21 protein-coding genes are annotated in these 24,981 nt (G+C 49.2%); 15 read left to right on the plus strand and 6 right to left on the minus strand.

What is annotated here, in order from left to right; genetic code table 11:
* The first annotated feature begins 53 nt into the window (after positions 1–53).
* The 3 genes from cadA to lysS all read left to right on the plus strand — a co-directional run bounded on the left by cadA (position 54) and on the right by lysS (position 5,472).
* Positions 54–2,201, plus strand: a complete 2,148-nt coding sequence (gene cadA, locus FEK43_RS06185) for a lysine decarboxylase CadA (protein ID WP_130205937.1) — start codon at positions 54–56, stop codon at positions 2,199–2,201.
* A 58-nt stretch (positions 2,202–2,259) separates the two neighbouring features.
* Positions 2,260–3,717 (plus strand): dipeptide/tripeptide permease DtpC, encoded by a 1,458-nt coding sequence (gene dtpC, locus FEK43_RS06190; protein WP_130205935.1) that lies wholly within the window; start codon positions 2,260–2,262, stop codon positions 3,715–3,717.
* 237 nt (positions 3,718–3,954) lie between these two features.
* On the plus strand, positions 3,955–5,472 hold the full coding sequence (lysS, locus tag FEK43_RS06195; protein WP_135408703.1) for a lysine--tRNA ligase: 1,518 nt from the start codon (positions 3,955–3,957) through the stop codon (positions 5,470–5,472).
* 118 nt (positions 5,473–5,590) lie between these two features.
* On the opposite strand, the gene ghoT is transcribed toward lysS, so the two are convergent.
* The 4 genes from ghoT to yjdI all read right to left on the minus strand — a co-directional run bounded on the left by ghoT (position 5,591) and on the right by yjdI (position 6,819).
* Positions 5,591–5,764, minus strand: a complete 174-nt coding sequence (ghoT, locus tag FEK43_RS06200) for a type V toxin-antitoxin system toxin GhoT (protein WP_130205931.1) — start codon at positions 5,762–5,764, stop codon at positions 5,591–5,593.
* A gap of 26 nt (positions 5,765–5,790) precedes the next feature.
* Positions 5,791–6,087, minus strand: coding sequence for a type V toxin-antitoxin system endoribonuclease antitoxin GhoS (gene ghoS, locus FEK43_RS06205; protein ID WP_130205929.1), 297 nt, complete (start codon positions 6,085–6,087; stop codon positions 5,791–5,793).
* A gap of 217 nt (positions 6,088–6,304) precedes the next feature.
* Entirely contained in the window at positions 6,305–6,577 is a 273-nt protein-coding gene (locus FEK43_RS06210; RefSeq protein WP_000405646.1) for a GNAT family N-acetyltransferase, read from the minus strand.
* Positions 6,578–6,588: 11 nt separating this feature from the next.
* Positions 6,589–6,819, minus strand: coding sequence for a 4Fe-4S mono-cluster protein YjdI (gene yjdI / locus FEK43_RS06215; RefSeq protein ID WP_130205927.1), 231 nt, complete (start codon positions 6,817–6,819; stop codon positions 6,589–6,591).
* A gap of 179 nt (positions 6,820–6,998) precedes the next feature.
* Here yjdI and FEK43_RS06220 point away from each other — a divergent pair, with 179 nt between their 5' ends.
* From FEK43_RS06220 to FEK43_RS06240, 5 genes are all read left to right on the plus strand, one after another.
* Positions 6,999–8,630: a sensor histidine kinase gene (locus tag FEK43_RS06220; RefSeq protein ID WP_130216767.1), complete on the plus strand. Its 1,632-nt coding sequence runs from the start codon at positions 6,999–7,001 to the stop codon at positions 8,628–8,630.
* A complete protein-coding gene (gene dcuR, locus FEK43_RS06225; protein WP_135408700.1) occupies positions 8,627–9,346 on the plus strand; it encodes a two-component system response regulator DcuR in 720 nt (239 codons plus the stop codon). The genes FEK43_RS06220 and dcuR overlap by 4 nt, the downstream gene beginning before the upstream one ends.
* Before the next feature lie 556 nt (positions 9,347–9,902).
* The gene (gene dcuB, locus FEK43_RS06230) at positions 9,903–11,243 is read left to right on the plus strand and encodes an anaerobic C4-dicarboxylate transporter DcuB (RefSeq protein WP_000899528.1); all 1,341 of its coding nucleotides are present in this window, start codon (positions 9,903–9,905) and stop codon (positions 11,241–11,243) included.
* A gap of 77 nt (positions 11,244–11,320) precedes the next feature.
* On the plus strand, positions 11,321–12,967 hold the full coding sequence (gene fumB / locus FEK43_RS06235) for a class I fumarate hydratase (RefSeq protein ID WP_135408698.1): 1,647 nt from the start codon (positions 11,321–11,323) through the stop codon (positions 12,965–12,967).
* A gap of 122 nt (positions 12,968–13,089) precedes the next feature.
* Positions 13,090–13,740: a DUF2238 domain-containing protein gene (locus tag FEK43_RS06240; protein ID WP_131161354.1), complete on the plus strand. Its 651-nt coding sequence runs from the start codon at positions 13,090–13,092 to the stop codon at positions 13,738–13,740.
* Here the strand turns inward: FEK43_RS06240 and melA are convergent.
* The gene (gene melA / locus FEK43_RS06245; protein WP_130205917.1) at positions 13,737–15,092 is read right to left on the minus strand and encodes an alpha-galactosidase; all 1,356 of its coding nucleotides are present in this window, start codon (positions 15,090–15,092) and stop codon (positions 13,737–13,739) included. The genes FEK43_RS06240 and melA overlap by 4 nt on opposite strands.
* A 282-nt stretch (positions 15,093–15,374) precedes the next feature.
* Between melA and melR the strand changes: the two genes are divergently transcribed.
* The 7 genes from melR to pmrB all read left to right on the plus strand — a co-directional run bounded on the left by melR (position 15,375) and on the right by pmrB (position 24,832).
* Positions 15,375–16,283 carry a transcriptional regulator MelR gene (gene melR / locus FEK43_RS06250; protein WP_130205915.1) on the plus strand — a complete coding sequence of 303 codons (909 nt, stop codon included), beginning with the start codon at positions 15,375–15,377 and terminating at the stop codon, positions 16,281–16,283.
* A 198-nt stretch (positions 16,284–16,481) separates the two neighbouring features.
* Entirely contained in the window at positions 16,482–18,749 is a 2,268-nt protein-coding gene (gene adiA / locus FEK43_RS06255; RefSeq protein ID WP_135408864.1) for an arginine decarboxylase, read from the plus strand.
* A gap of 333 nt (positions 18,750–19,082) precedes the next feature.
* The gene (gene adiY / locus FEK43_RS06260; protein WP_130221796.1) at positions 19,083–19,844 is read left to right on the plus strand and encodes a DNA-binding transcriptional activator AdiY; all 762 of its coding nucleotides are present in this window, start codon (positions 19,083–19,085) and stop codon (positions 19,842–19,844) included.
* Positions 19,845–19,980: 136 nt separating this feature from the next.
* Entirely contained in the window at positions 19,981–21,318 is a 1,338-nt protein-coding gene (gene adiC / locus FEK43_RS06265; RefSeq protein WP_130259497.1) for an arginine/agmatine antiporter, read from the plus strand.
* A gap of 104 nt (positions 21,319–21,422) precedes the next feature.
* Positions 21,423–23,066, plus strand: a complete 1,644-nt coding sequence (gene eptA, locus FEK43_RS06270; RefSeq protein WP_135408696.1) for a phosphoethanolamine transferase EptA — start codon at positions 21,423–21,425, stop codon at positions 23,064–23,066.
* Positions 23,063–23,731, plus strand: a complete 669-nt coding sequence (gene basR, locus FEK43_RS06275) for a two-component system response regulator BasR (protein WP_135408694.1) — start codon at positions 23,063–23,065, stop codon at positions 23,729–23,731. Before eptA ends, basR begins: the two co-directional genes overlap by 4 nt.
* Positions 23,732–24,832, plus strand: a complete 1,101-nt coding sequence (gene pmrB, locus FEK43_RS06280; RefSeq protein WP_138158463.1) for a two-component system sensor histidine kinase PmrB — start codon at positions 23,732–23,734, stop codon at positions 24,830–24,832. It begins immediately after the preceding gene.
* On the opposite strand, the gene pmrR is transcribed toward pmrB, so the two are convergent.
* A complete protein-coding gene (gene pmrR, locus FEK43_RS06285) occupies positions 24,808–24,897 on the minus strand; it encodes an LpxT activity modulator PmrR (RefSeq protein ID WP_074399408.1) in 90 nt (29 codons plus the stop codon). The genes pmrB and pmrR overlap by 25 nt on opposite strands.
* Positions 24,898–24,981: the final 84 nt, after the last annotated feature.

Consider the following 24,981-nt stretch of genomic DNA (forward strand, 5'->3'; position numbering starts at 1 on the left):
TTTCATTTTGTCCCATGTGTTGGGAGGGGCCTTTTTTACCTGGAGATATGACTATGAACGTTATTGCAATATTGAATCACATGGGGGTTTATTTTAAAGAAGAACCCATCCGTGAACTTCATCGCGCGCTTGAACGTCTGAACTTCCAGATTGTTTACCCGAACGACCGTGACGACTTATTAAAACTGATCGAAAACAATGCGCGTCTGTGCGGTGTTATTTTTGACTGGGATAAATATAATCTCGAGTTGTGCGAAGAAATTAGCAAAATGAACGAGAACCTGCCGTTGTACGCGTTCGCTAATACATATTCCACACTCGATGTAAGCCTGAACGATCTGCGTTTACAGATTAGCTTCTTTGAATATGCGCTGGGTGCTGCTGATGATATTGCTAACAAGATCAAGCAGACCACTGACGAATATATCAACACTATTCTGCCTCCGCTGACCAAAGCGCTGTTTAAATATGTTCGTGAAGGTAAATATACTTTCTGTACTCCTGGTCACATGGGCGGTACTGCATTCCAGAAAAGCCCGGTAGGTAGCCTGTTCTATGATTTCTTTGGTCCGAACACCATGAAATCTGATATTTCCATTTCAGTATCTGAACTGGGTTCCCTGCTGGATCACAGCGGTCCACACAAAGAAGCAGAACAGTATATCGCTCGCGTCTTTAACGCAGAGCGCAGCTACATGGTGACCAACGGTACTTCCACTGCGAACAAAATTGTTGGTATGTACTCTGCTCCGGCAGGCAGCACCATTCTGATTGACCGTAACTGCCACAAATCGCTGACCCATCTGATGATGATGAGCGATGTTACGCCAATCTATTTCCGCCCGACCCGTAACGCTTACGGTATTCTTGGCGGTATCCCACAGAGTGAATTCCAGCACGCTACCATTGCTAAGCGCGTGAAAGAAACACCAAACGCGACCTGGCCGGTACATGCCGTAATTACTAACTCTACCTATGATGGTCTGCTGTACAACACCGACTTCATTAAGAAAACGCTGGATGTGAAATCCATCCACTTTGACTCCGCGTGGGTGCCTTACACCAACTTCTCACCGATTTACGAAGGTAAATGCGGTATGAGCGGTGGCCGTGTCGAAGGGAAAGTGATTTACGAAACCCAGTCCACTCACAAACTGCTGGCGGCGTTCTCTCAGGCTTCCATGATCCACGTTAAAGGTGACGTAAACGAAGAAACCTTTAACGAAGCCTACATGATGCACACCACCACTTCTCCGCACTACGGTATCGTGGCGTCCACTGAAACCGCTGCGGCGATGATGAAAGGTAATGCCGGTAAACGCCTGATCGACGGTTCCATTGAACGTGCGATCAAGTTCCGTAAAGAGATCAAACGTCTGAGAACAGAATCTGATGGCTGGTTCTTTGATGTATGGCAGCCGGATCATATCGATACTACTGAATGCTGGCCGCTGCGTTCTGACAGCACCTGGCACGGCTTCAAAAACATCGATAACGAGCACATGTATCTTGACCCGATCAAAGTCACTCTGCTGACTCCGGGGATGGAAAAAGACGGCACCATGAGCGACTTTGGTATTCCGGCCAGCATCGTGGCGAAATACCTCGACGAACATGGCATCGTTGTTGAGAAGACCGGTCCGTATAACCTGCTGTTCCTGTTCAGCATCGGTATTGATAAGACCAAAGCACTGAGCCTGCTGCGTGCTCTGACTGACTTCAAACGTGCGTTCGACCTGAACCTGCGTGTGAAAAACATGCTGCCGTCTCTGTATCGTGAAGATCCTGAATTCTATGAAAACATGCGTATTCAGGAACTGGCTCAGAATATCCACAAACTGATTGTTCACCACAATCTGCCGGATCTGATGTATCGCGCATTTGAAGTGCTGCCGACAATGGTAATGACTCCGTATGCTGCGTTCCAGAAAGAGCTGCACGGTATGACCGAAGAAGTTTACCTCGACGAAATGGTAGGTCGTATTAACGCCAATATGATCCTTCCGTATCCGCCGGGAGTTCCTCTGGTAATGCCGGGTGAAATGATCACCGAAGAAAGCCGTCCGGTTCTGGAGTTCCTGCAGATGCTGTGTGAAATCGGCGCTCACTATCCGGGCTTTGAAACCGATATTCACGGTGCATACCGTCAGGCTGATGGCCGCTATACCGTTAAGGTATTGAAAGAAGAAAGCAAAAAATAATTAGCTAGTACAAGGGAAGTGGCTTGCCACTTCCCTTTTTTGCTCATAAGGAGAACACATGAAAACACCCTCACAGCCGCGCGCGATATACTATATCGTGGCGATCCAGATCTGGGAGTACTTCAGTTTTTACGGCATGCGTGCCTTACTCATTCTCTATCTCACCCATCAGCTTGGTTTTGATGATAACCATGCCATCAGCCTGTTCAGCGCATACGCTTCTTTGGTTTACGTTACCCCTATTCTCGGCGGCTGGCTTGCCGACCGCCTGCTCGGCAACCGCACTGCGGTAATTGCCGGCGCGCTGTTAATGACCCTTGGCCATGTGGTGCTGGGCATTGATACAAATTCAACCTTTAGCCTGTATCTGGCGCTGGCAATCATTATTTGTGGCTACGGTTTATTCAAATCAAACATCAGCTGTTTGCTTGGCGAGCTCTACGACGAGAACGATCATCGACGTGATGGCGGTTTTTCGCTGCTGTATGCTGCGGGCAATATCGGTTCTATCGCAGCCCCCATCGCCTGCGGCCTGGCTGCTCAGTGGTATGGATGGCATGTTGGCTTTGCCCTTGCGGGTGGCGGCATGTTTATCGGTTTGTTGATTTTCTTAAGCGGTCATCGTCATTTCCAGTCCACGCGTAGTATGGATAAAAAAGCGCTCACTCGCGTGAAGTTTGCCTTACCGGTATGGAGCTGGTTAGTGGTGATGCTCTGTTTAGCCCCAGTATTTTTTACCCTGCTGCTGGAGAACGACTGGTCCGGATATTTGCTGGCGATTGTTTGCCTTATTGCTGCACAAATCATTGCCCGCATGATGATCAAATTCCCCGAACACCGCCGTGCTCTTTGGCAAATTGTATTGTTGATGTTTGTCGGGACGTTGTTCTGGGTACTGGCACAACAGGGCGGCAGTACCATCAGCTTGTTTATCGATCGCTTTGTGAATCGTCAGGCATTCAATATTGAAGTACCTACTGCGCTATTCCAGTCAGTGAATGCAATTGCGGTGATGCTCGCTGGGGTTGTACTTGCCTGGCTGGCGTCGCCAGAAAGCCACGGCAACTCAACATTGCGCGTCTGGCTGAAGTTTGCCTTTGGCTTACTGCTGATGGCTTGTGGCTTTATGTTGCTGGCATTTGATGCCCGACATGCAGCGGCTGGCGGTCAAGCGTCAATGGGTGTGATGATATCCGGGCTGGCGCTAATGGGCTTTGCCGAACTCTTTATTGACCCGGTGGCGATTGCGCAAATCACGCGTCTGAAAATGTCTGGCGTATTAACCGGTATTTATATGCTGGCAACAGGCGCGGTCGCCAACTGGCTGGCAGGCGTAGTGGCACAACAGACGACAGAGTCGCAAATTAGCGGTATGGCAATTGCAGCTTACCAGCGATTCTTTTCCCAGATGGGAGAGTGGACGTTGGCTTGTGTCGCGATCATCGTGGCATTGGCCTTTGCTACCCGATTTCTGTTTAGCACTCCGACGAATATGATACAGGAAAGCAACGATTAACTTCCGTAAAAACAATTAGTTATGAATCAATTTACTTTCAGTTAATCACACTAGCAAATCCCAGATTAATAAGATATTTAAACCATTTTTATGGTTATTTATTAGTGATATCAACTTGAGGTAAGCGTTGGTTTAGATAAGATGAACTGAGTTACTAATAGTCGAGGCAGATAATACAGTGTACCGATCTGTCTCTTTATCTACGCTAAATTGAAAGCTGGATTAAGAGGAACCAAAATGTCTGAACAAGAAACACAGGGAGCCAATGAGGCTATTGATTTTAACGATGAAATGAGAAATCGTCGCGAAAAACTGGCAGCGCTGCGTCAGCAAGGCGTGGCGTTTCCCAATGATTTTCGCCGCGACCATACTTCTGACCAGTTGCACGAAGAGTTTGATGCGAAGGATAACCAAGAACTGGAATCCTTAAACATTGAAGTCTCAATTGCTGGCCGAATGATGACCCGTCGAATCATGGGGAAAGCCTCCTTTGTAACATTGCAGGATGTCGGTGGCCGTATTCAACTGTACGTTGCACGAGATAGCCTGCCAGAAGGTGTTTATAACGATCAGTTTAAAAAATGGGACCTGGGTGACATTATCGGTGCCCGCGGTACGCTGTTTAAGACGCAAACTGGTGAGCTTTCCATTCACTGTACTGAGTTACGCCTGCTGACTAAAGCACTACGTCCTTTACCAGATAAATTCCATGGTCTGCAGGATCAGGAAGTCCGTTATCGTCAACGTTATCTGGACCTCATCGCTAACGATAAATCCCGTCAAACGTTTGTTGTCCGTTCAAAAATTCTGGCCGCTATCCGCCAGTTCATGGTCGCACGCGGCTTTATGGAAGTAGAAACCCCGATGATGCAGTTAATTCCAGGTGGGGCATCTGCTCGCCCGTTTATTACCCATCATAATGCTCTGGATTTAGATATGTATCTGCGTATCGCGCCGGAGCTGTATCTGAAACGTCTGGTTGTAGGTGGTTTTGAACGGGTATTCGAAATCAACCGTAACTTCCGTAATGAAGGTATTTCTGTTCGTCATAATCCTGAGTTCACGATGATGGAACTCTACATGGCGTATGCGGATTACCACGATTTGATTGAACTGACAGAGTCACTGTTCCGCACCCTGGCACAAGAGGTACTGGGTACCACTAAAGTCACTTATGGCGAGCATGTGTTTGATTTCGGCAAACCGTTTGAAAAACTCACCATGCGCGAAGCAATCAAAAAATATCGTCCAGAAACCGATATGGCCGACCTGGATAATTTTGATGCCGCTAAAGCATTAGCTGAATCTATCGGTATTACAGTAGAGAAAAGCTGGGGACTGGGACGTATTGTCACCGAAATCTTTGATGAAGTTGCAGAAGCACATCTGATTCAGCCAACCTTTATTACTGAGTATCCGGCAGAAGTGTCACCGCTGGCGCGCCGTAATGATGTTAACCCGGAAATCACCGACCGTTTTGAATTCTTCATCGGTGGTCGTGAAATCGGTAATGGTTTTAGCGAATTAAACGACGCAGAAGATCAGGCTGAACGTTTCCAGGAACAGGTTAACGCCAAAGCTGCAGGTGACGACGAAGCGATGTTCTACGACGAAGATTACGTGACTGCGTTGGAATATGGTCTGCCGCCAACCGCAGGTCTGGGAATTGGTATCGACCGAATGATTATGCTGTTTACTAACAGTCATACTATTCGCGACGTTATTCTCTTCCCGGCGATGCGTCCACAGAAATAAGTTTCACTTTAATGAACGAAGCAGCCAGGCGACTGCTTCGTTCGTCGTTCCGCAAATCAAGTTTTGAGGAGAGACGCTTCGTTTCAAGATAACCAGCGGATCCACTCAACCACAGCTCCTAAAAGAGAGAAAAAAGTAATGCCACAGGCAGACTCATTGGCCAGGTTATTCCTACCAGGAATGCACTAAGTAAACGAATATGTGTTTTCTCATGTGAGATAAACCAGATAATGACAAAGGATATGTTCACACCAATCACATAAAAAATTAATATTTTATAGAATAGTGTCATTTTGAATATCTTCTTATCCCTTCCATCTATTTGTAAAACTGACGGAAATAATCATCAACTATCATAATGTTGAGGTCAAAATCAATATCTGGCAAGTCTAAGCATTTGATCCTGATTAAATCTTCAATTTCACTTGCGGCTAATGATGTCGTTATTGCGAAAGAATTCTCATTCAATTGTCGTGGTATTCCATATTCATCAGCCACTATAGAGGAGAAGTTCATATCATGCATCAATGATCTTAACCTTAAGAAAACTGAGGAATAAGATGATGGATAATCAAAAGAAACGACATAAGTATTGAACTTTTTTTTACCTTCCATAATAAGACTCCTATCAATATTAAATGCCCTGGGTATGCAAAGTTTATTAACCCCGATTGATGATTCTCATATAGGAGATATTCTTTTTTTTTTGCTCACTAAAGGGGATGACTTGGGACAAGAAAAAGCTCTCTCTGACCATTCTTTGTGCATCCCCCGACCCTTCAGATACTCCCCTGCATCGCATTACGCAGAGCATGAAAAATATCGTTACTCATCAACTGAGAATATCATCATACTCACGCGTTTTATCAAATTCGTGTTTCGCAAATGGGCACAGTGGGATAATTTTTCGTTTTTCCCGGCGCATTTTTTCCACGACTTTCGCAACCAACTGTTTACCAATCCCTTGCCCTTTCAGGCTTTCATCAACATCGGTATGTTCGATAATCGCTAAATTCTCTCCAGTCGGCACAAAGACAATTTCAGCGATTTGCTTACCCTGTTCGTCATTGATGTAAAATTTATTGTGACCTTCACGTATTTCCATTTTTCCCTCGCTTATTTATGACGGTATTTCAGTGCGCCGCTCGGGCACGTATCAATCACTTTCACTACAGTGGCGACGTCCACTTCATCCGGCATGATCCACGGCTTACGTTTGAGATTAAATAACTTGCCGTTGCCACGTACGCAATTGCCAGAATGCTGACATATTGCAGTGTTGAAATAGACATCGATCTTTTCGCCGGTATAGCAGCGATAACCACCGTCCAGTAGATCCTGATCCATGACCTTCCCTCTCTCATCAGTATGGTTTTCGCAATAAGCATAGCCCGGAATCTTCATACAGCACCGGCAGTTTCAGTTTCCAGAGTCTCTCCCCCTATATAGCCAATTATTCTTACTCCCTTTGAATTACCTGCCTCATCAGAGATAATGCTTAAGAAATTTGTCACACAAGGAAGCTGATGAGACATCCATTGCCCTACCGCAAGTTACGCAAACGTCCGATGAAATTGAGTACCACAGTGATCTTAATGGTCAGCGCGGTGCTGTTCTCGGTGCTGTTGGTGGTGCATCTGATTTACTTCTCGCAAATCAGTAATATGACGCGTGACGGACTGGCCAACAAGGCGCTGGCGGTAGCGCGTACCCTTGCCGATTCGCCGGAAATCCGTCAGGGCTTGCAGAAAAAACCGCAGGAGAGCGGGATCCAGGCCATCGCGGAAGCCGTGCGCAAACGTAACGATCTGCTATTTATTGTCGTTACCGATATGCAAAGTCTTCGCTACTCGCATCCTGAAGCCCAGCGTATTGGTCAGCCATTTAAAGGTGATGACATCCTTAAAGCGCTGAATGGCGAAGAAAATGTCGCTATCAATCGCGGTTTTCTGGCGCAGGCTTTACGCGTATTTACCCCCATCTATGATGAGAATAATAAACAGATTGGCGTGGTGGCGATCGGCCTTGAATTAAGCCGCGTGACCCAACAAATCAATGACAGTCGCTGGAGCATTATCTGGTCGGTGTTATTTGGCATGCTGGTCGGCCTCATCGGCACCTGCATTCTGGTTAAGGTGCTGAAAAAAATCCTTTTCGGCCTGGAACCCTACGAAATATCCACACTGTTTGAGCAACGCCAGGCCATGTTGCAGTCTATCAAAGAAGGCGTCGTTGCCGTGGACGATCGCGGCGAAGTCACGCTGATCAACGATGCCGCACAAGAATTGCTGAATTACCGTAAGTCGCAGGACGATGAGAAACTGTCGACGCTAAGCCACTCGTGGTCACAGGTAGTAGATGTCTCGGAAGTGTTACGCGACGGTACGCCGCGCCGCGACGAAGAGATTACCGTCAAAGATCGGCTATTACTGATCAACACCGTTCCGGTGCGCAGTAATGGCGTTATCATCGGTGCCATTTCAACCTTCAGGGATAAAACTGAAGTACGTAAACTGATGCAGCGACTGGATGGTCTGGTCAACTATGCTGACGCACTTCGTGAACGATCCCACGAATTTATGAATAAATTGCACGTGATTCTCGGATTATTGCATCTGAAGAGTTATAAGCAGTTGGAAGATTACATTCTCAAAACAGCCAATAACTATCAGGAAGAGATTGGCTCTCTGTTGGGCAAGATCAAATCGCCGGTTATCGCTGGTTTTTTAATCAGCAAGATTAACCGCGCGACCGATTTAGGCCATACGCTGATTTTAAACAGCGAAAGCCAGTTGCCCGACAGCGGCAGTGAAGACCAGGTCGCGACGCTGATTACCACGTTGGGAAATCTGATAGAAAACGCGCTGGAGGCATTAGGGCCGGAAGCTGGAGGCGAAATTAGCGTAACATTGCACTACCGTCACGGCTGGCTGCACTGTGAAGTTAACGATGATGGACCGGGGATCGCACCCGACAAAATCGATCACATTTTTGACAAAGGTGTCTCGACAAAAGGAAGCGAACGAGGCGTCGGTTTAGCTCTTGTCAAACAACAGGTAGAAAATCTCGACGGCAGTATCGCCGTAGAATCGGAACCCGGGATTTTCACACAATTTTTTGTCCAGATACCCTGGGACGGGGAGAAGTCGAGCAAATGATCAATGTATTAATTATCGATGACGACGCAATGGTGGCGGAGCTGAATCGCCGATACGTGGCGCAGATCCCGGGCTTTCAATGCTGCGGAACGGCCTCGACACTGGAAAAAGCCAAAGAGATAATTTTCAACAGCGACACGTCTATTGACCTGATATTGCTCGATATCTATATGCAGAAGGAGAACGGGCTCGATTTACTTCCGGCACTGCATAACGCTCGCTGCAAAAGCGATGTGATAGTCATCTCTTCCGCCGCCGATGCCGCGACGATTAAAGATTCGCTGCATTACGGCGTTGTTGATTACCTGATAAAACCCTTCCAGGCATCACGCTTTGAAGAGGCACTCACCGGCTGGCGACAAAAGAAAATGGCGCTGGAAAAACATCAGTATTATGACCAGGCCGAGCTGGATCAGCTAATCCACGGCAGCAGCGCCAACGAGCAGGATCCTCGTCGCTTGCCAAAAGGCTTAACGCCGCAGACGTTACGCACGCTGTGCCAGTGGATTGACGCGCATCAGGACTATGAGTTTTCAACCGACGAGTTGGCCAACGAGGTGAACATCTCGCGCGTTTCCTGCCGCAAGTACCTGATCTGGCTGGTCAACTGCCACATCTTATTTACCAGCATCCATTATGGCGTCACGGGTCGTCCGGTTTACCGTTACCGTATTCAAGCGGAACATTACTCATTGCTGAAACAATATTGCCAATAACGCACCATTGGTTATCCGCAAGTAACAATTATTGCAGTAATGCAAAAGAGCACTGGCACAAGTTACATCGTCCATCAGTAAAACTTGTGCCAGATCAAATATAATTATCCCCTTCTCATTTCATCGATTTAATATTCTTTAGGATAAATAGTGTTTTTAATTTCAAAACGCTAACAAAAGTTAATTAACTATTATGTCACCCGCATTATGTGTATTTTTACCCATAAATGGGTAGATAAGAATAATCTATAACCGTCATTAGAACAAAAAATACACCAATAAATATCAATAAGATAGTAGAAAACAAACTATTAACATCTGCGCAGCACAAACTATAACCCCATCGCCAGAGAGTATTTTTCTCTGAAAAAGTCGCTTATCACAGTGTATTAATTTATTGCTGCCTGAATCAGCCAATATTCACTGTGAAGTAATTACTCAGGCCAGTAACGACCAAAAGGATATTAGTCAGGCTCTGAAAAAAGTTCATACAAACAGAACGAGACTGCGTTCTATTCAGTAGAAATTTAAATGGGATTATCGCGAGGGTTCACAAATGTTATTTACTATCCAACTTATCATAATATTGATATGTCTGTTCTATGGCGCCAGAAAGGGCGGTATCGCGCTAGGTCTATTAGGCGGTATCGGCCTCGTCATTCTGGTATTCGTCTTCCATCTTCAGCCAGGTAAACCACCGGTTGATGTTATGCTGGTTATCATCGCGGTGGTGGCGGCATCGGCCACGTTGCAAGCCTCGGGCGGCCTTGACGTCATGCTGCAAATTGCCGAGAAACTGCTGCGCCGCAATCCGAAATATGTCTCCATTGTCGCGCCGTTTGTTACCTGTACGCTGACCATTCTTTGCGGTACAGGTCACGTGGTTTACACCATCCTGCCAATCATCTACGACGTGGCAATTAAGAACAATATCCGTCCGGAACGTCCGATGGCGGCAAGTTCTATCGGTGCACAGATGGGGATTATCGCCAGTCCGGTGTCGGTTGCGGTAGTGTCACTGGTCGCGATGTTGGGTAACGTTACCTTTGATGGTCGTCACCTTGAGTTCCTCGACCTGCTGGCAATCACCATTCCATCGACGTTACTCGGTATCCTGGCGATCGGTATCTTCAGCTGGTTCCGCGGTAAAGATCTGGATAAAGACGAAGAGTTCCAGAAATTCATCTCCGTACCGGAAAACCGTGAGTACGTTTACGGTGACACCGCGACGCTGCTGGATAAAAAACTGCCGAAAAGCAACTGGCTGGCAATGTGGATCTTCCTCGGGGCAATTGCCGTGGTCGCACTTCTCGGTGCTGATTCGGACCTGCGTCCGTCCTTCGGCGGCAAACCGCTGTCGATGGTCTTGGTTATTCAGATGTTTATGCTGCTGACCGGGGCGCTGATTATTATCCTGACCAAAACCAATCCCGCGTCTATCTCAAAAAACGAAGTATTCCGTTCCGGTATGATCGCTATCGTGGCGGTGTACGGTATCGCATGGATGGCAGAAACCATGTTCGGTGCGCATATGTCTGAAATTCAGGGCGTACTGGGCGAAATGGTGAAAGAGTATCCGTGGGCCTATGCCATTGTTCTGCTGCTGGTTTCCAAGTTTGTAAACTCCCAGGCCGCGGCGCTGGCGGCGATTGTTCCTGTCGCACTGGCGATTGGCGTTGACCCTGCTTACATCGTGGCTTCAGCACCGGCTTGCTACGGTTATTATATCCTGCCGACCTATCCGAGCGATCTGGCAGCGATTCAGTTTGACCGTTCCGGCACCACCCACATCGGTCGCTTCGTCATCAACCACAGCTTTATTCTGCCAGGGTTGATTGGCGTGAGCGTATCTTGCGTCTTTGGCTGGATCTTCGCCGCGATGTACGGGTTCTTATAAATGCACTTTGCGTGCCGCCCGTCGCTGTGCGGCACGCCATTTTCGTATAACAAATACAGAGTTACAGGCTGGAAGCTATGTCAAACAAACCATTTATCTACCAGGCGCCTTTCCCGATGGGGAAAGACAACACCGAATACTATCTGCTCACTTCCGATTACGTTAGCGTTGCCGAATTCAACGGCGAAACCATCCTGAAAGTGGAACCAGAAGCCCTGACCCTGCTGGCGCAGCAAGCCTTCCACGACGCCTCTTTCATGCTCCGCCCAGCACACCAGAAACAGGTTGCTTCTATTCTTCACGACCCAGAAGCCAGCGAGAACGATAAGTACGTGGCGCTGCAATTCTTGAGAAACTCCGAAATCGCCGCCAAAGGCGTGCTGCCGACCTGCCAGGATACTGGCACCGCGATCATTGTTGGTAAAAAAGGTCAGCGCGTATGGACCGGCGGTGGTGATGAAGAAGCGCTGTCGAAAGGCGTCTATAACACCTATATCGAAGATAACCTGCGCTATTCACAGAACGCGCCGCTGGACATGTACAAAGAGGTCAACACTGGCACTAACCTGCCTGCGCAAATCGACCTGTACGCGGTAGATGGCGATGAATATAAATTCCTCTGCGTCGCCAAAGGCGGCGGTTCTGCCAACAAAACGTATCTCTATCAGGAAACTAAAGCCCTGCTGACTCCGGGTAAACTGAAAAACTTCCTCGTCGAGAAAATGCGCACCCTCGGGACCGCAGCCTGCCCGCCGTACCATATCGCGTTTGTGATTGGCGGCACTTCTGCGGAAACCAACCTGAAAACCGTCAAGTTAGCAAGCGCTCACTATTACGATGAACTGCCGACCGAAGGGAACGAACACGGTCAGGCGTTCCGCGATGTCCAGCTGGAACAGGAACTGCTGGAAGAAGCCCAGAAACTCGGCCTCGGCGCGCAATTTGGCGGTAAATATTTTGCTCACGATATCCGCGTAATCCGCCTGCCGCGTCACGGCGCTTCCTGCCCGGTCGGTATGGGCGTGTCCTGTTCCGCTGACCGTAACATCAAAGCGAAAATTAACCGCGAAGGTATCTGGATCGAAAAACTGGAACACAACCCAGGCCAGTACATTCCGGAAGAACTGCGCCTGGCGGGTGAAGGCGAAGCGGTGAAAGTTGACCTCAACCGCCCAATGAAAGAGATCCTCGCCCAGCTTTCGCAATATCCGGTTTCCACTCGTTTGTCGCTCACCGGCACCATTATCGTGGGTCGCGATATTGCACACGCCAAGCTGAAAGAGCTGATTGACGCCGGTAAAGAACTACCGCAGTACATCAAAGATCACCCGATCTACTACGCGGGTCCGGCGAAAACCCCTGCCGGTTATCCATCAGGTTCACTTGGCCCAACCACCGCAGGTCGTATGGACTCCTACGTGGATCTGCTGCAATCCCACGGCGGCAGCATGATCATGCTGGCGAAAGGTAACCGCAGTCAGCAGGTTACCGACGCGTGTCATAAACACGGCGGCTTCTACCTCGGTAGCATCGGTGGTCCGGCGGCGGTACTGGCGCAGCAGAGCATCAAGCGTCTGGAATGCGTTGCTTATCCGGAGCTGGGTATGGAAGCTATCTGGAAAATCGAAGTAGAAGATTTCCCGGCGTTTATCCTGGTCGATGACAAAGGCAACGACTTCTTCCAGCAAATCGTCAACAAACAGTGCGCGAACTGCACTAAGTAACCTCTTCGGCCCAGCGCCTGGCAGCATGCTGCCAGGTGATCCCCCTGGGCCACCTCTTTTGCGATTGTAATTTCACGCTTGCTGGTGAATAGTCAGTATTTTCCCTGACTTGCGAACTCACCATGACCCGCACACTCAAGCCGTTAATTCTTAACACCGGCGCACTGGCGCTAACGTTAATCCTGATTTATACCGGCATTTCGGCCCATGACAAACTCACCTGGTTGATGGAAGTGACACCGGTGATTATTGTCGTGCCGCTACTGCTTGCCACCGCCAGACGTTACCCGTTAACGCCGCTGCTCTATACGCTCATTTTCTTTCACGCCATCATCCTGATGGTCGGCGGGCAGTACACCTACGCGAAAGTTCCCATCGGTTTTGAGGTGCAGGAATGGTTAGGGTTGAGCCGTAATCCGTATGACAAGCTGGGGCATTTTTTCCAGGGGCTGGTGCCTGCACTGGTGGCACGAGAAATTCTCGTGCGCGGAATGTACGTTCGTGGACGGAAAATGGTGGCGTTCCTGGTCTGCTGCGTAGCGCTGGCAATAAGCGCCATGTATGAGTTGATCGAGTGGTGGGCGGCGCTGGCGATGGGCCAGGGGGCGGATGATTTTCTCGGCACCCAGGGCGACCAGTGGGACACGCAATCCGATATGTTCTGTGCGTTGCTTGGCGCATTAACGACAGTGATATTGCTCGCTCGTCTTCACTGCCGCCAGTTACGGCGCTATGGCTTAATCACCAGAGCGCCGGAAGCGATTACACCTTAGCGGTGCAACCAGCCAGGTAGCCAGTCGCCGTGAGCGGTAATCAGGTCGTCAACCAGGGCATAAATTTCGTCAATGCCCAGCACGGCGGCGGTGTGCGGGTCCATCATTGCGGCGTGGTAAACACGGTCACGATTTTCGGTGAGAATGGCTTCGGTCAGCAGCGTCTGTACGTTGATGTTGGTTTGCATCAGGGCAGCCAGATGCGAAGGCAGTGCACCAACTTTGGTTGGCTGAATACCATTGGCGTCAACCAGACAGGCCACTTCCACACAGCATCCTTGTGGCAGGTTATCAATCAAACCATCGTTACGGACGTTGCCGTAAATCACACTCGGCTCACCGGTCCAGATAGCGTTCATAATCGTGCTGGCATATTCCCGCGACGGTTTAATATCAATCCGGGAGGCGTTCTTATACTCCTCCAGCTCTTTATGCCAGTTCGCCAACTGTTCAACACAGCGTTTCGGGTACTCATCCAGCGGCACTTTATAACGCTCAATCAAATCCTCGCGACCTGGCTTAATAAACCACGGCGTATATTCGGCAAAATGTTCTGACGACTCCGTGACGAAGTAGCCCAGCTTTTTGAACATTTCATAGCGCACAATATTCTGGCAACGAGTATTGCCATGAATATTCGGTTTCGGTGCCTGGCCTGCGTCATACGCTGCCAGCAGTTCCGGGTAGAGATTCACGTAACTGCCGTCTGCGGTTTTGCGCTCCAGCTCCAGGTAGAACGCCATATGGTTGATACCAGCGCAACGATAACGCAGCGTGGACGGATCGATATTCAGGTCGCGGGCCAGCTCTTCCGCCGTTCCCTGCACCGAATGGCACAGCCCCACCTGTTTGATATGCGGATAGCGGGCATACATCGCCCAGGTATTCATCGCCATCGGGTTAACGTAATTGAGCATGGTGGCATCGGGGCAAACTTCCGTCATGTCCTCGCAAATCTGCCACAAGTGCGGAATGGTACGTAGCGCACGCATAATGCCGCCAGGCCCCAGCGTATCGGCAATGGTTTGTTCCAGACCGTGGCGCTTACAGACCTCAAAATCAGTCACTGTGCAGGGTTCATAACCGCCAATCTGAAACGCCACCACCACAAAATCGGCGCCCTGTAAGGCTTCTTTCTGTTCGCTATGACAGGTGATTTTGCCGCTGGCTCCTGCTGAATCCATCAGCTTGCGCACCACGATGTGCGACTCTTCCAGCCGTGTGGGATCGATGTCCATCAGAGCGATATGCGCCGTTTTCAGTGCCTCACGGTGAAACACATCACCAAGAATATTTTTAACGAAAATTGTCGAACCAGCGCCGATAAATGTAATTTTGGGTGCAGACATCATGGAGATCTCCTGGCTTGCTTGAATAACTTCATCATGGCAGGCGATACCGCAGAAAACTTCCGGCTTCCCCGTCGAGTATTCCCATAAACTCAGATCCTGAGTGAAGTATCAGTAAATCTGAGTTTATGGAAATAAATTAGCTGAAAAGCAGAGATTTCGGCCTCCTTATCCTTGGACGCTCCCCGCGTCCCTCTGGGAAGAGGGTGAAAACCGTGCTCCCATTCGCAGTCATCCTCCCCCACTCATGTCATAATTCTGATAATCCAGGAAAGAGAGCCATCCATGAATACTGATAACTTTATGTGTAGCAGCGATGAAAAGCAGACCCGCAGCCCGCTATCACTGTATTCAGAATATCAGCGAATGGAGATTGAGTTTCGCGCACCGCATATCATGCCCACCAGCCACTGGCATGGTCAGGTCGAAGTGAATGTGCCTTTCGATGGCGATGTGGAATACCTGATCAACAATGAAAAAGTGAAGATCAACCAGGGGCATATCACGCTGTTCTGGGCCTGTACGCCACATCAGCTAACAGATACCGGAACCTGTCAGAGCATGGCAATTTTTAATCTGCCGATGCATCTGTTTCTCTCCTGGCCGCTGGATAAAGACCTTATAAACCACGTCACTCACGGTATGGTGATCAAATCACTGGCGTCACAGCAGCTTAGTCCGTTTGAAGTGCGTCGCTGGCAGCAGGAGCTCAACAGCCCAAACGAGCAAATTCGCCAACTCGCTATTGATGAAATTGGCCTGATGCTCAAGCGATTTAGCCTCTCTGGCTGGGAGCCGGTTCTGGTCAATAAAACCTCGCGTACGCACAAAAACAGCGTCTCGCGTCATGCACAGTTTTATGTCAGCCAGATGTTGGGCTTTATTGCAGAAAACTATGATCAAGCGCTAACCATCAACGACGTGGCCGAGCACGTCAAACTTAACGCCAACTATGCGATGGGGATCTTCCAGCGGGTCATGCAATTGACGATGAAACAGTACATTACGGCGATGCGCATCAACCACGTTCGCGCATTACTGAGCGATACCGATAAAAGTATTCTCGATATTGCCCTGACAGCAGGCTTTCGTTCGAGCAGTCGCTTTTACAGTACGTTCGGCAAATATGTCGGCATGTCGCCGCAAAAATACCGCAAACTTAGCCAACAACACCGCCAGACACTTCCCGGATAAAGATGATATCAGTATCAGCCAAAAAAATAGTTTAGCTGTCGATAATAAGCAGTGAAAACAACTTTAGAAATCAATGTAATTGTTTGTTTATAAAAATAAAAAAACAAAAGCGACTGTTTTTTTACTCGCTTTACAGCCTGAAATACCCAGAAGATACTTGCCCGCAACGAAGATTCCTTCATAACCGGGTAAGCAATGATGAAAGTATTAATTGTTGAAAGCGAGTTTCTCCATCAGGACACCTGGGTCGGTAACGCCGTTGAGCGTCTGGCGAATGCCTTAAGCCAGCAAAATGTCACTGTCATTAAATCAACCTCATTTGATGACGGCTTTGCCATTCTCTCTTCAAATGAGGCCATTGATTGTCTGATGTTCAGCTATCAAATGGAACATCCGGACGAACATCAAAACGTCAGAGAATTGATCGGTAAGCTTCACGAACGCCAGCAAAATGTGCCGGTCTTCCTGTTGGGCGATCGGGAAAAAGCCCTCGCCGCAATAGATCGCGACCTGCTGGAGCTTGTCGATGAATTCGCCTGGATTCTGGAAGATACCGCCGACTTTATCGCCGGACGCGCCGTTGCCGCGATGACCCGCTATCGTCAGCAACTGTTGCCGCCACTGTTCAGCGCGCTGATGAAATATAGCGACATCCACGAGTATTCCTGGGCCGCACCGGGCCACCAGGGCGGCGTTGGCTTCACCAAAACGCCAGCCGGGCGTTTCTACCATGACTATTATGGTGAAAATCTGTTCCGTACCGACATGGGCATCGAAAGAACTTCCCTCGGTTCTTTACTCGACCATACTGGCGCATTTGGCGAAAGCGAAAAATATGCCGCGCGCGTATTTGGTGCCGATCGCTCCTGGTCGGTCGTCGTTGGGACTTCCGGCTCTAACCGCACTATCATGCAGGCTTGCATGACCGATAACGATGTGGTGGTCGTTGACCGTAACTGCCACAAATCCATCGAACAAGGCTTAATGCTGACTGGCGCGAAACCGGTCTACATGGTGCCAAGCCGCAACCGCTACGGCATTATCGGGCCAATCTACCCGCAGGAAATGCAGCCTGAAACTTTACAGAAGAAAATCAGCGAAAGCCCGCTGACCAAAGATAAAGTTGGGCAAAAACCCTCTTACTGCGTGGTAACCAACTGCACCTACGACGGCGTATGCTACAACGCCAAAGAAGCGCAGGATCTGTTAGAAAAAACCTCCGATCGTCTGCACTTCGACGAAGCCTGGTACGGCTATGCGCGCTTTAATCCGATCTATGCCGATCACTATGCCATGCGCGGTGAACCGGGCGATCATAACGGCCCAACCGTTTTTGCTACCCACTCCACTCACAAACTGCTGAATGCGCTGTCGCAGGCGTCTTACATTCATGTGCGTGAAGGTCGTGGAGCGATTAACTTCTCCCGCTTTAATCAGGCATACATGATGCATGCCACCACTTCCCCGTTGTATGCCATCTGCGCATCAAACGATGTGGCAGTATCGATGATGGACGGCAACAGCGGCCTGTCGCTGACGCAGGAAGTAATCGACGAAGCGGTCGATTTCCGTCAGGCAATGGCGCGGTTGTATAAAGAATTTACCGACGAAGGAAACTGGTTCTTTAAACCGTGGAATAAAGAAGTGGTTACCGACCCGGAAACTGGTAAAACCTATGACTTTGCCGATGCGCCGAGCAAACTGCTGACCACCGTTCAGGACTGCTGGGTAATGCACCCAGGCGAAAGCTGGCACGGCTTTAAAGATATCCCGGACAACTGGAGCATGCTCGACCCGATTAAAGTCAGCATCCTCGCACCGGGGATGGGAGAAGACGGCGAACTGGAAGAGACTGGCGTACCTGCCGCACTGGTCACCGCCTGGCTTGGTCGTCACGGCATTGTGCCAACCCGCACCACTGACTTCCAGATTATGTTCCTGTTCTCTATGGGCGTAACCCGTGGGAAATGGGGAACTCTGGTTAACACACTTTGCTCTTTCAAACGCCACTACGATGCTAATACCCCCCTGGCGCAGGTGATGCCGGAACTTGCTGAACAATATCCTGACACTTACGCGAATATGGGTATTCACGATCTGGGTGACAAAATGTTTGCCTGGCTGAAAGAAAACAACCCAGGCGCACGGTTGAACGAAGCCTATTCTGGCCTGCCGGTGGCTGAAATCACCCCGCGTGAAGCCTACAACGCGATTGTCGATAACAACGTCGAACTGGTATCCATTGAAAACCTGCCGGGACGTATTGCGGCGAACTCTGTCATCCCGTATCCGCCAGGAATCCCAATGCTGCTCTCTGGCGAAAACTTCGGCGATAAAAACAGTCCGCAGGTAAGCTATTTACGCTCACTACAATCCTGGGATCATCATTTCCCTGGTTTCGAACACGAAACTGAAGGTACCGAAATTATTGACGGTATTTACCACGTGATGTGTGTGAAAGCGTAACCACTATTCCGCTGAAGGCGTAATTGTTTAAATAACATTACGCCGCCTGGCCTGAGGCCTTTTGAGTATGGCAACGTTTTCATAAAAATTGCTGCAAACAAAAATGTCATACTTTTTGCGCGGCCCCACCCCGCGCTTTTTTTTGCCTGTTATTTACACTTTTTCAGCATGTAAAATTTTTTGTACATGAGAAATTACTATAAAAATTTGTAATATTAGTAAAACACGTTATTTTTATGCATGTTTTGATTCGTCATACAATTATATAACCATTTCCCCGTATCGCTCTTCCTGGCGAAAACGGGTCTTTTATTTGCATTCAGGAGTACATGTATGAGGATTTGCAGCGACCAACCTTGTATTGTTTTATTGACTGAAAAAGATGTCTGGTTAAGGGTGAATGGGAAAGAACCTATAAGCCTGAAGGCTAACCACATGGCGTTATTAAGTTGTGAAAATAATATTATTGATGTCTCCTCACTTAATAACACTTTGGTTGCGCATATTAGTCATAACATCATCAAAGATTACCTCCGTTTTCTGAATAAAGATCTCTCAAAAATACCCGTCTGGCAACGAAGCGCCACCCCAGTTCTGGCCTTACCATGCCTGACACTGGACCTCTTTCGCGTCGCTGCTCAACATAGCATGATGCCCGCTGAAACAGAGTCAGAAAAAGAACGCACTCGTGCATTATTATTCACTGTGCTATCACGCTTTCTCGACAGTAAAAAATTCCTTTCTCTTATGATGTATATGTTACGTAATTGTGTAAGTGATAGCGTTTATCAAATAATTGAAAGCGATATTCATAAAGACTGGAATCTTAGTATGGTAGCAAGCTGTTTATGTCTAAGCCCCAGCCTGTTAAAGAAAAAACTGAAAAGTGAAAACACCAGTTATAGCCAAATAATCACCACCTGCCGTATGCGTTATGCCGTAAATGAATTAATGATGGACGGCAAAAATATCTCACAGGTATCACAATCCTGCGGCTACAACAGCACTTCCTATTTTATATCTGTATTTAAAGACTTCTATGGTATGACGCCTCTCCATTATGTTAGCCAGCACAGAGAACGTTCTGTCGCCTGATTTATAACCTGAACGAAGAGCTATATTAATAACAGCATCAGCGATAACCCGGTTGAGGATAATTCAACGCGCGAGTGTAGGCGTATGATATGACGTAATTTATTGTCACGAAGCTCGCCTTCGCAGGAGTTTAATTATGTCTTCGGATGCTGACGCTCACAAAGTGGGCTTAATCCCCGTCACCCTGATGGTGTCGGGGAATATTATGGGGTCAGGTGTTTTTCTGTTACCTGCAAACCTGGCCTCGACAGGCGGGATAGCCATATATGGTTGGTTGGTGACGATTATCGGTGCGCTGGCTTTGTCGATGGTCTACGCCAAAATGTCTTTCCTTGATCCCAGCCCTGGCGGTTCATATGCCTACGCGCGCCGCTGCTTTGGCCCTTTCCTCGGGTATCAAACAAACGTTCTCTACTGGCTGGCCTGCTGGATCGGCAATATTGCCATGGTGGTCATTGGCGTGGGGTATTTAAGCTACTTCTTCCCTATCCTCAAAGATCCGTTGGTATTAACCATCACCTGTGTGGTGGTGCTGTGGATCTTCGTTCTACTTAATATCGTCGGTCCAAAAATGATCACCCGCGTGCAGGCTGTCGCCACTGTGCTGGCGCTGATCCCCATTGTCGGGATTGCAGTATTCGGCTGGTTCTGGTTCCACAGTGAAACGTATATGGCAGCCTGGAACGTGAGTGGTCAGGGTACTTTCGGTGCGATTCAAAGTACCTTAAACGTCACGTTGTGGTCGTTTATCGGGGTAGAAAGTGCTTCCGTTGCGGCGGGCGTAGTGAAAAACCCGAAACGCAACGTGCCTATCGCCACCATTGGCGGGGTGTTGATTGCCGCCGTCTGCTATGTACTCTCGACCACGGCAATTATGGGGATGATCCCTAATGCCGCGCTGCGCGTTTCCGCCTCACCTTTTGGCGATGCAGCGCGGATGGCGCTGGGTGATACCGCTGGGGCCATTGTCTCCTTCTGCGCAGCGGCAGGTTGCTTAGGCTCGCTGGGCGGCTGGACACTACTGGCCGGGCAAACGGCGAAAGCGGCTGCCGATGACGGCCTGTTCCCCCCCATTTTTGCCCGCGTTAACAAAGCGGGTACTCCGGTTGCCGGGTTGATTATCGTTGGTATTCTGATGACTATCTTCCAGTTCAGCAGCATCTCGCCAAACGCCACCAAAGAGTTTGGTCTGGTGTCCTCCGTATCGGTAATCTTTACCCTCGTGCCTTATCTTTACACCTGTGCCGCTTTACTGCTTTTAGGTCACGGTCACTTTGGCAAAACGCGTCCGGCGTATGTGACCATCACGACTATCGCCTTCCTTTACTGTATCTGGGCGGTGGTCGGTTCTGGCGCAAAAGAGGTCATGTGGTCATTCGTCACTCTGATGGTGATCACAGCCATGTACACGCTGAACTACAACCGGATGCATAAAAACCCCTATCCTTTAGATGCACCGACCAGTAAAGATTAAGCCTCTCTTAATCCAGCAAACGCATAAGCCAACCTTAAGAACTTAAGGTTGGCTTAACTTTGCTTTGCGAACATATGCGCACTTTGTTCGATGGAAACACCGTGATGTTGAAGCGCCTTCTAAAAAGACCCTCTTTGAATTTACTCGCCTGGCTATTGCTGGCCTCTTTTTATATCTCTATCTGCCTGAATATTGCCTTTTTTAAACAGGTCTTACAGGCGTTACCGCTGGATTCACTGCATAACGTGCTGGTTTTCTTGTCGATGCCGGTCGTCGCCTTCAGCGTGATTAATATTGTCCTGACACTAAGCTCTTTCTTATGGCTTAATCGCCCGCTGGCATGTCTGTTTATTCTTGTCGGCGCATCAGCGCAATATTTCATCATGACTTATGGCATCGTCATCGACCGTTCAATGATTGCCAATATTATGGATACCACAGCGGCGGAAAGTTATGCGTTGATGACGCCGCGGATGTTATTAACGCTAGGGTTAAGCGGCGTACTTGCCGCGCTGATTGCCTGCTGGATAAAAATCAAACCTGCCACCTCGCGCCTGCGCAGTGTTCTTTTCCGCGGAGCCAGCATCCTGATTTCTATACTGCTGATTGTGCTGGTCGCCGCACTGTTTTATAAAGACTACGCCTCGCTGTTTCGCAACAACAAAGAGCTGGTGAAATCCTTAAGCCCCTCTAACAGCATTGTTGCCAGCTGGTCATGGTATTCTCATCAACGACTGGCGAATCTGCCGCTGGTACGCATTGGTGAGGATGCTCGCCGCAACCCGTTAATGCAAAATGGAGATCGGAAAAACCTGACCATTTTGATCGTCGGTGAAACTTCACGGGCGGAAAACTTCTCGCTCAACGGCTACCCGCGTGAAACTAACCCGCGGCTGGCGAAAGATAACGTGGTCTATTTCCCAAATACTGCGTCTTGCGGCACAGCAACGGCTGTTTCTGTACCGTGCATGTTCTCGGATATGCCGCGCGAGCATTACAAAGAAGAGCTGGCACAACACCAGGAAGGCGTGCTGGATATCATTCAGCGGGCGGGTATCAACGTGCTTTGGAATGACAACGATGGCGGCTGCAAAGGCGTCTGCGACCGCGTGCCTCACCAGAACGTCACTGCGCTGAACTTGCCTGGTCAGTGCATCAACGGCGAATGCTATGACGAAGTGCTGTTCCACGGGCTGGAAGAGTACATCAATAACCTGCTGGGAGATGGCGTGATTGTATTACACACCATCGGCAGCCACGGCCCGACCTATTACAACCGTTATCCGCCGCAGTTCAGGAAATTTACCCCTACTTGCGACACCAACGAGATCCAAACCTGCACGAAAGAACAACTGGTGAACACTTACGACAACACGCTGGTCTACGTCGACTATATTGTTGATAAAGCGATTAATCTGCTGAAAGAACATCAGGATAAATTTACCACCAGCCTGGTTTATCTTTCTGATCACGGTGAATCGTTAGGTGAAAATGGCATCTATCTGCACGGCCTGCCTTATGCCATCGCCCCGGATAGCCAAAAACAGGTGCCAATGCTGCTGTGGATGTCGGAGGATTATCAAAAGCGGTATCAGGTTGACCAGAATTGCCTGCAAAAACAGGCGCAAACGCAGCACTATTCACAAGACAATTTATTCTCAACGCTGTTGGGATTAACCGGTGTTGAGACGAAGTATTACCAGGCTGCGGATGATATTCTGCAAACTTGCAGGAGAACGACTGAATGAAAATTCTAATTGTTGAAGACGATACACTGTTATTGCAGGGATTGATTCTGGCGGCGCAAACGGAAGGCTACGCCTGCGACGGCGTCACGACCGCACGGATGGCGGAACAAAGCCTTGAAGCCGGTCATTACAGCCTGGTGGTACTGGATTTAGGGTTACCCGACGAAGATGGACTGCATTTTCTCGCCCGCATCCGGCAGAAAAAATACACCCTGCCGGTGCTGATCCTCACCGCCCGCGACACTCTGACCGACAAAATCGCTGGGCTGGATGTCGGGGCTGACGACTATCTGGTGAAGCCTTTTGCGCTGGAAGAGTTACACGCCCGCATTCGCGCCCTGCTGCGACGCCATAATAATCAGGGCGAAAGCGAGTTGATTGTTGGCAACCTGACGCTGAATATGGGCCGCCGTCAGGTATGGATGGGCGGTGAAGAACTGATTCTGACGCCGAAAGAATATGCTCTGCTGTCACGGTTGATGCTCAAGGCAGGCAGCCCCGTGCATCGGGAAATTCTCTACAACGACATCTATAACTGGGACAACGAACCCTCGACTAACACCCTGGAAGTGCATATCCACAACCTGCGCGATAAAGTGGGTAAGTCGCGCATCCGTACCGTACGCGGTTTTGGCTATATGCTGGTCATAAATGAGGAGAACTAATTGAATCTGATTCGTTTTCTGCGTCGTCCAATATCGCTACGCCAGCGGCTAATATTGACCATCGGGGCCATTTTGCTGGTGTTTGAGCTGATCAGCGTCTTCTGGCTATGGCATGAAAGTACCGAGCAGATTCAGCTATTTGAGCAGGCGTTACGCGACAATCGCAACAACGATCGCCACATCATGCGTGAGATCCGCGAGGCGGTCGCCAGCCTGATTGTCCCCGGCGTGTTTATGGTCAGCCTGGCGCTATTTATCTGCTATCAAGCGGTACGGCGCATCACCCGTCCGCTGGCGGAGTTGCAAAAAGAGCTGGAAGCGCGCACCGCCGACAACTTAACGCCCATTGCCATTCACAGTGCCACCCTCGAAATCGAATCGGTGGTTTCGGCTTTGAACGATCTGGTATCTCGCCTGACCAGCACGCTGGATAACGAACGCTTGTTTACCGCTGACGTCGCTCACGAACTGCGAACGCCGCTGGCGGGGGTACGTTTGCATCTGGAGTTGCTGGCGAAAACGCATCACATTGATGTAGCGCCGTTAGTGGCGCGGCTTGATCAGATGATGGAGAGCGTCTCCCAGTTGTTACAACTGGCGCGTGCGGGTCAGTCATTTTCATCCGGTAATTATCAGCATGTAAAACTGCTGGAAGATGTGATTCTGCCCTCGTATGACGAGTTAAGTACCATGCTCGATCAGCGTCAGCAAACCTTGCTGTTGCCAGAAAGCGCCGCCGACATCACCGTTCAGGGTGATGCAACCCTGCTGCGGATGTTATTGCGAAACCTGGTAGAAAACGCCCATCGTTACAGCCCACAAGGCAGCAACATTATGATTAAGCTGCAAGAAGATGGCGGTGCGGTAATGGCGGTTGAAGATGAAGGGCCAGGTATTGATGAGAGTAAATGCGGGGAGTTAAGCAAAGCGTTTGTACGAATGGACAGCCGTTATGGCGGAATTGGTCTGGGATTAAGTATTGTCAGCCGCATCACGCAGTTGCATCACGGGCAGTTTTTCCTGCAAAACCGGGAAGAAACCTCCGGCACGCGTGCCTGGGTACGGCTGAAGAAAGATCAGTACGTGGCAAACCAGATATAGAGAAAGCTGCTGACTACCAGCACGCTGAACACGGTAGTTAAACGTTCATAAATACGGTTTTTCATTGCACTCTCCTCCGTTAACCTGGAGGAGAGTATGCGCGCCAGAGATTAAGTGAACCTTAAGAGTTCGGTTGTAGGCCTGATAAG

The organism is Escherichia sp. E2562 (assembly GCF_005781075.1).
Taxonomy (GTDB): Bacteria; Pseudomonadota; Gammaproteobacteria; order Enterobacterales; family Enterobacteriaceae; genus Escherichia.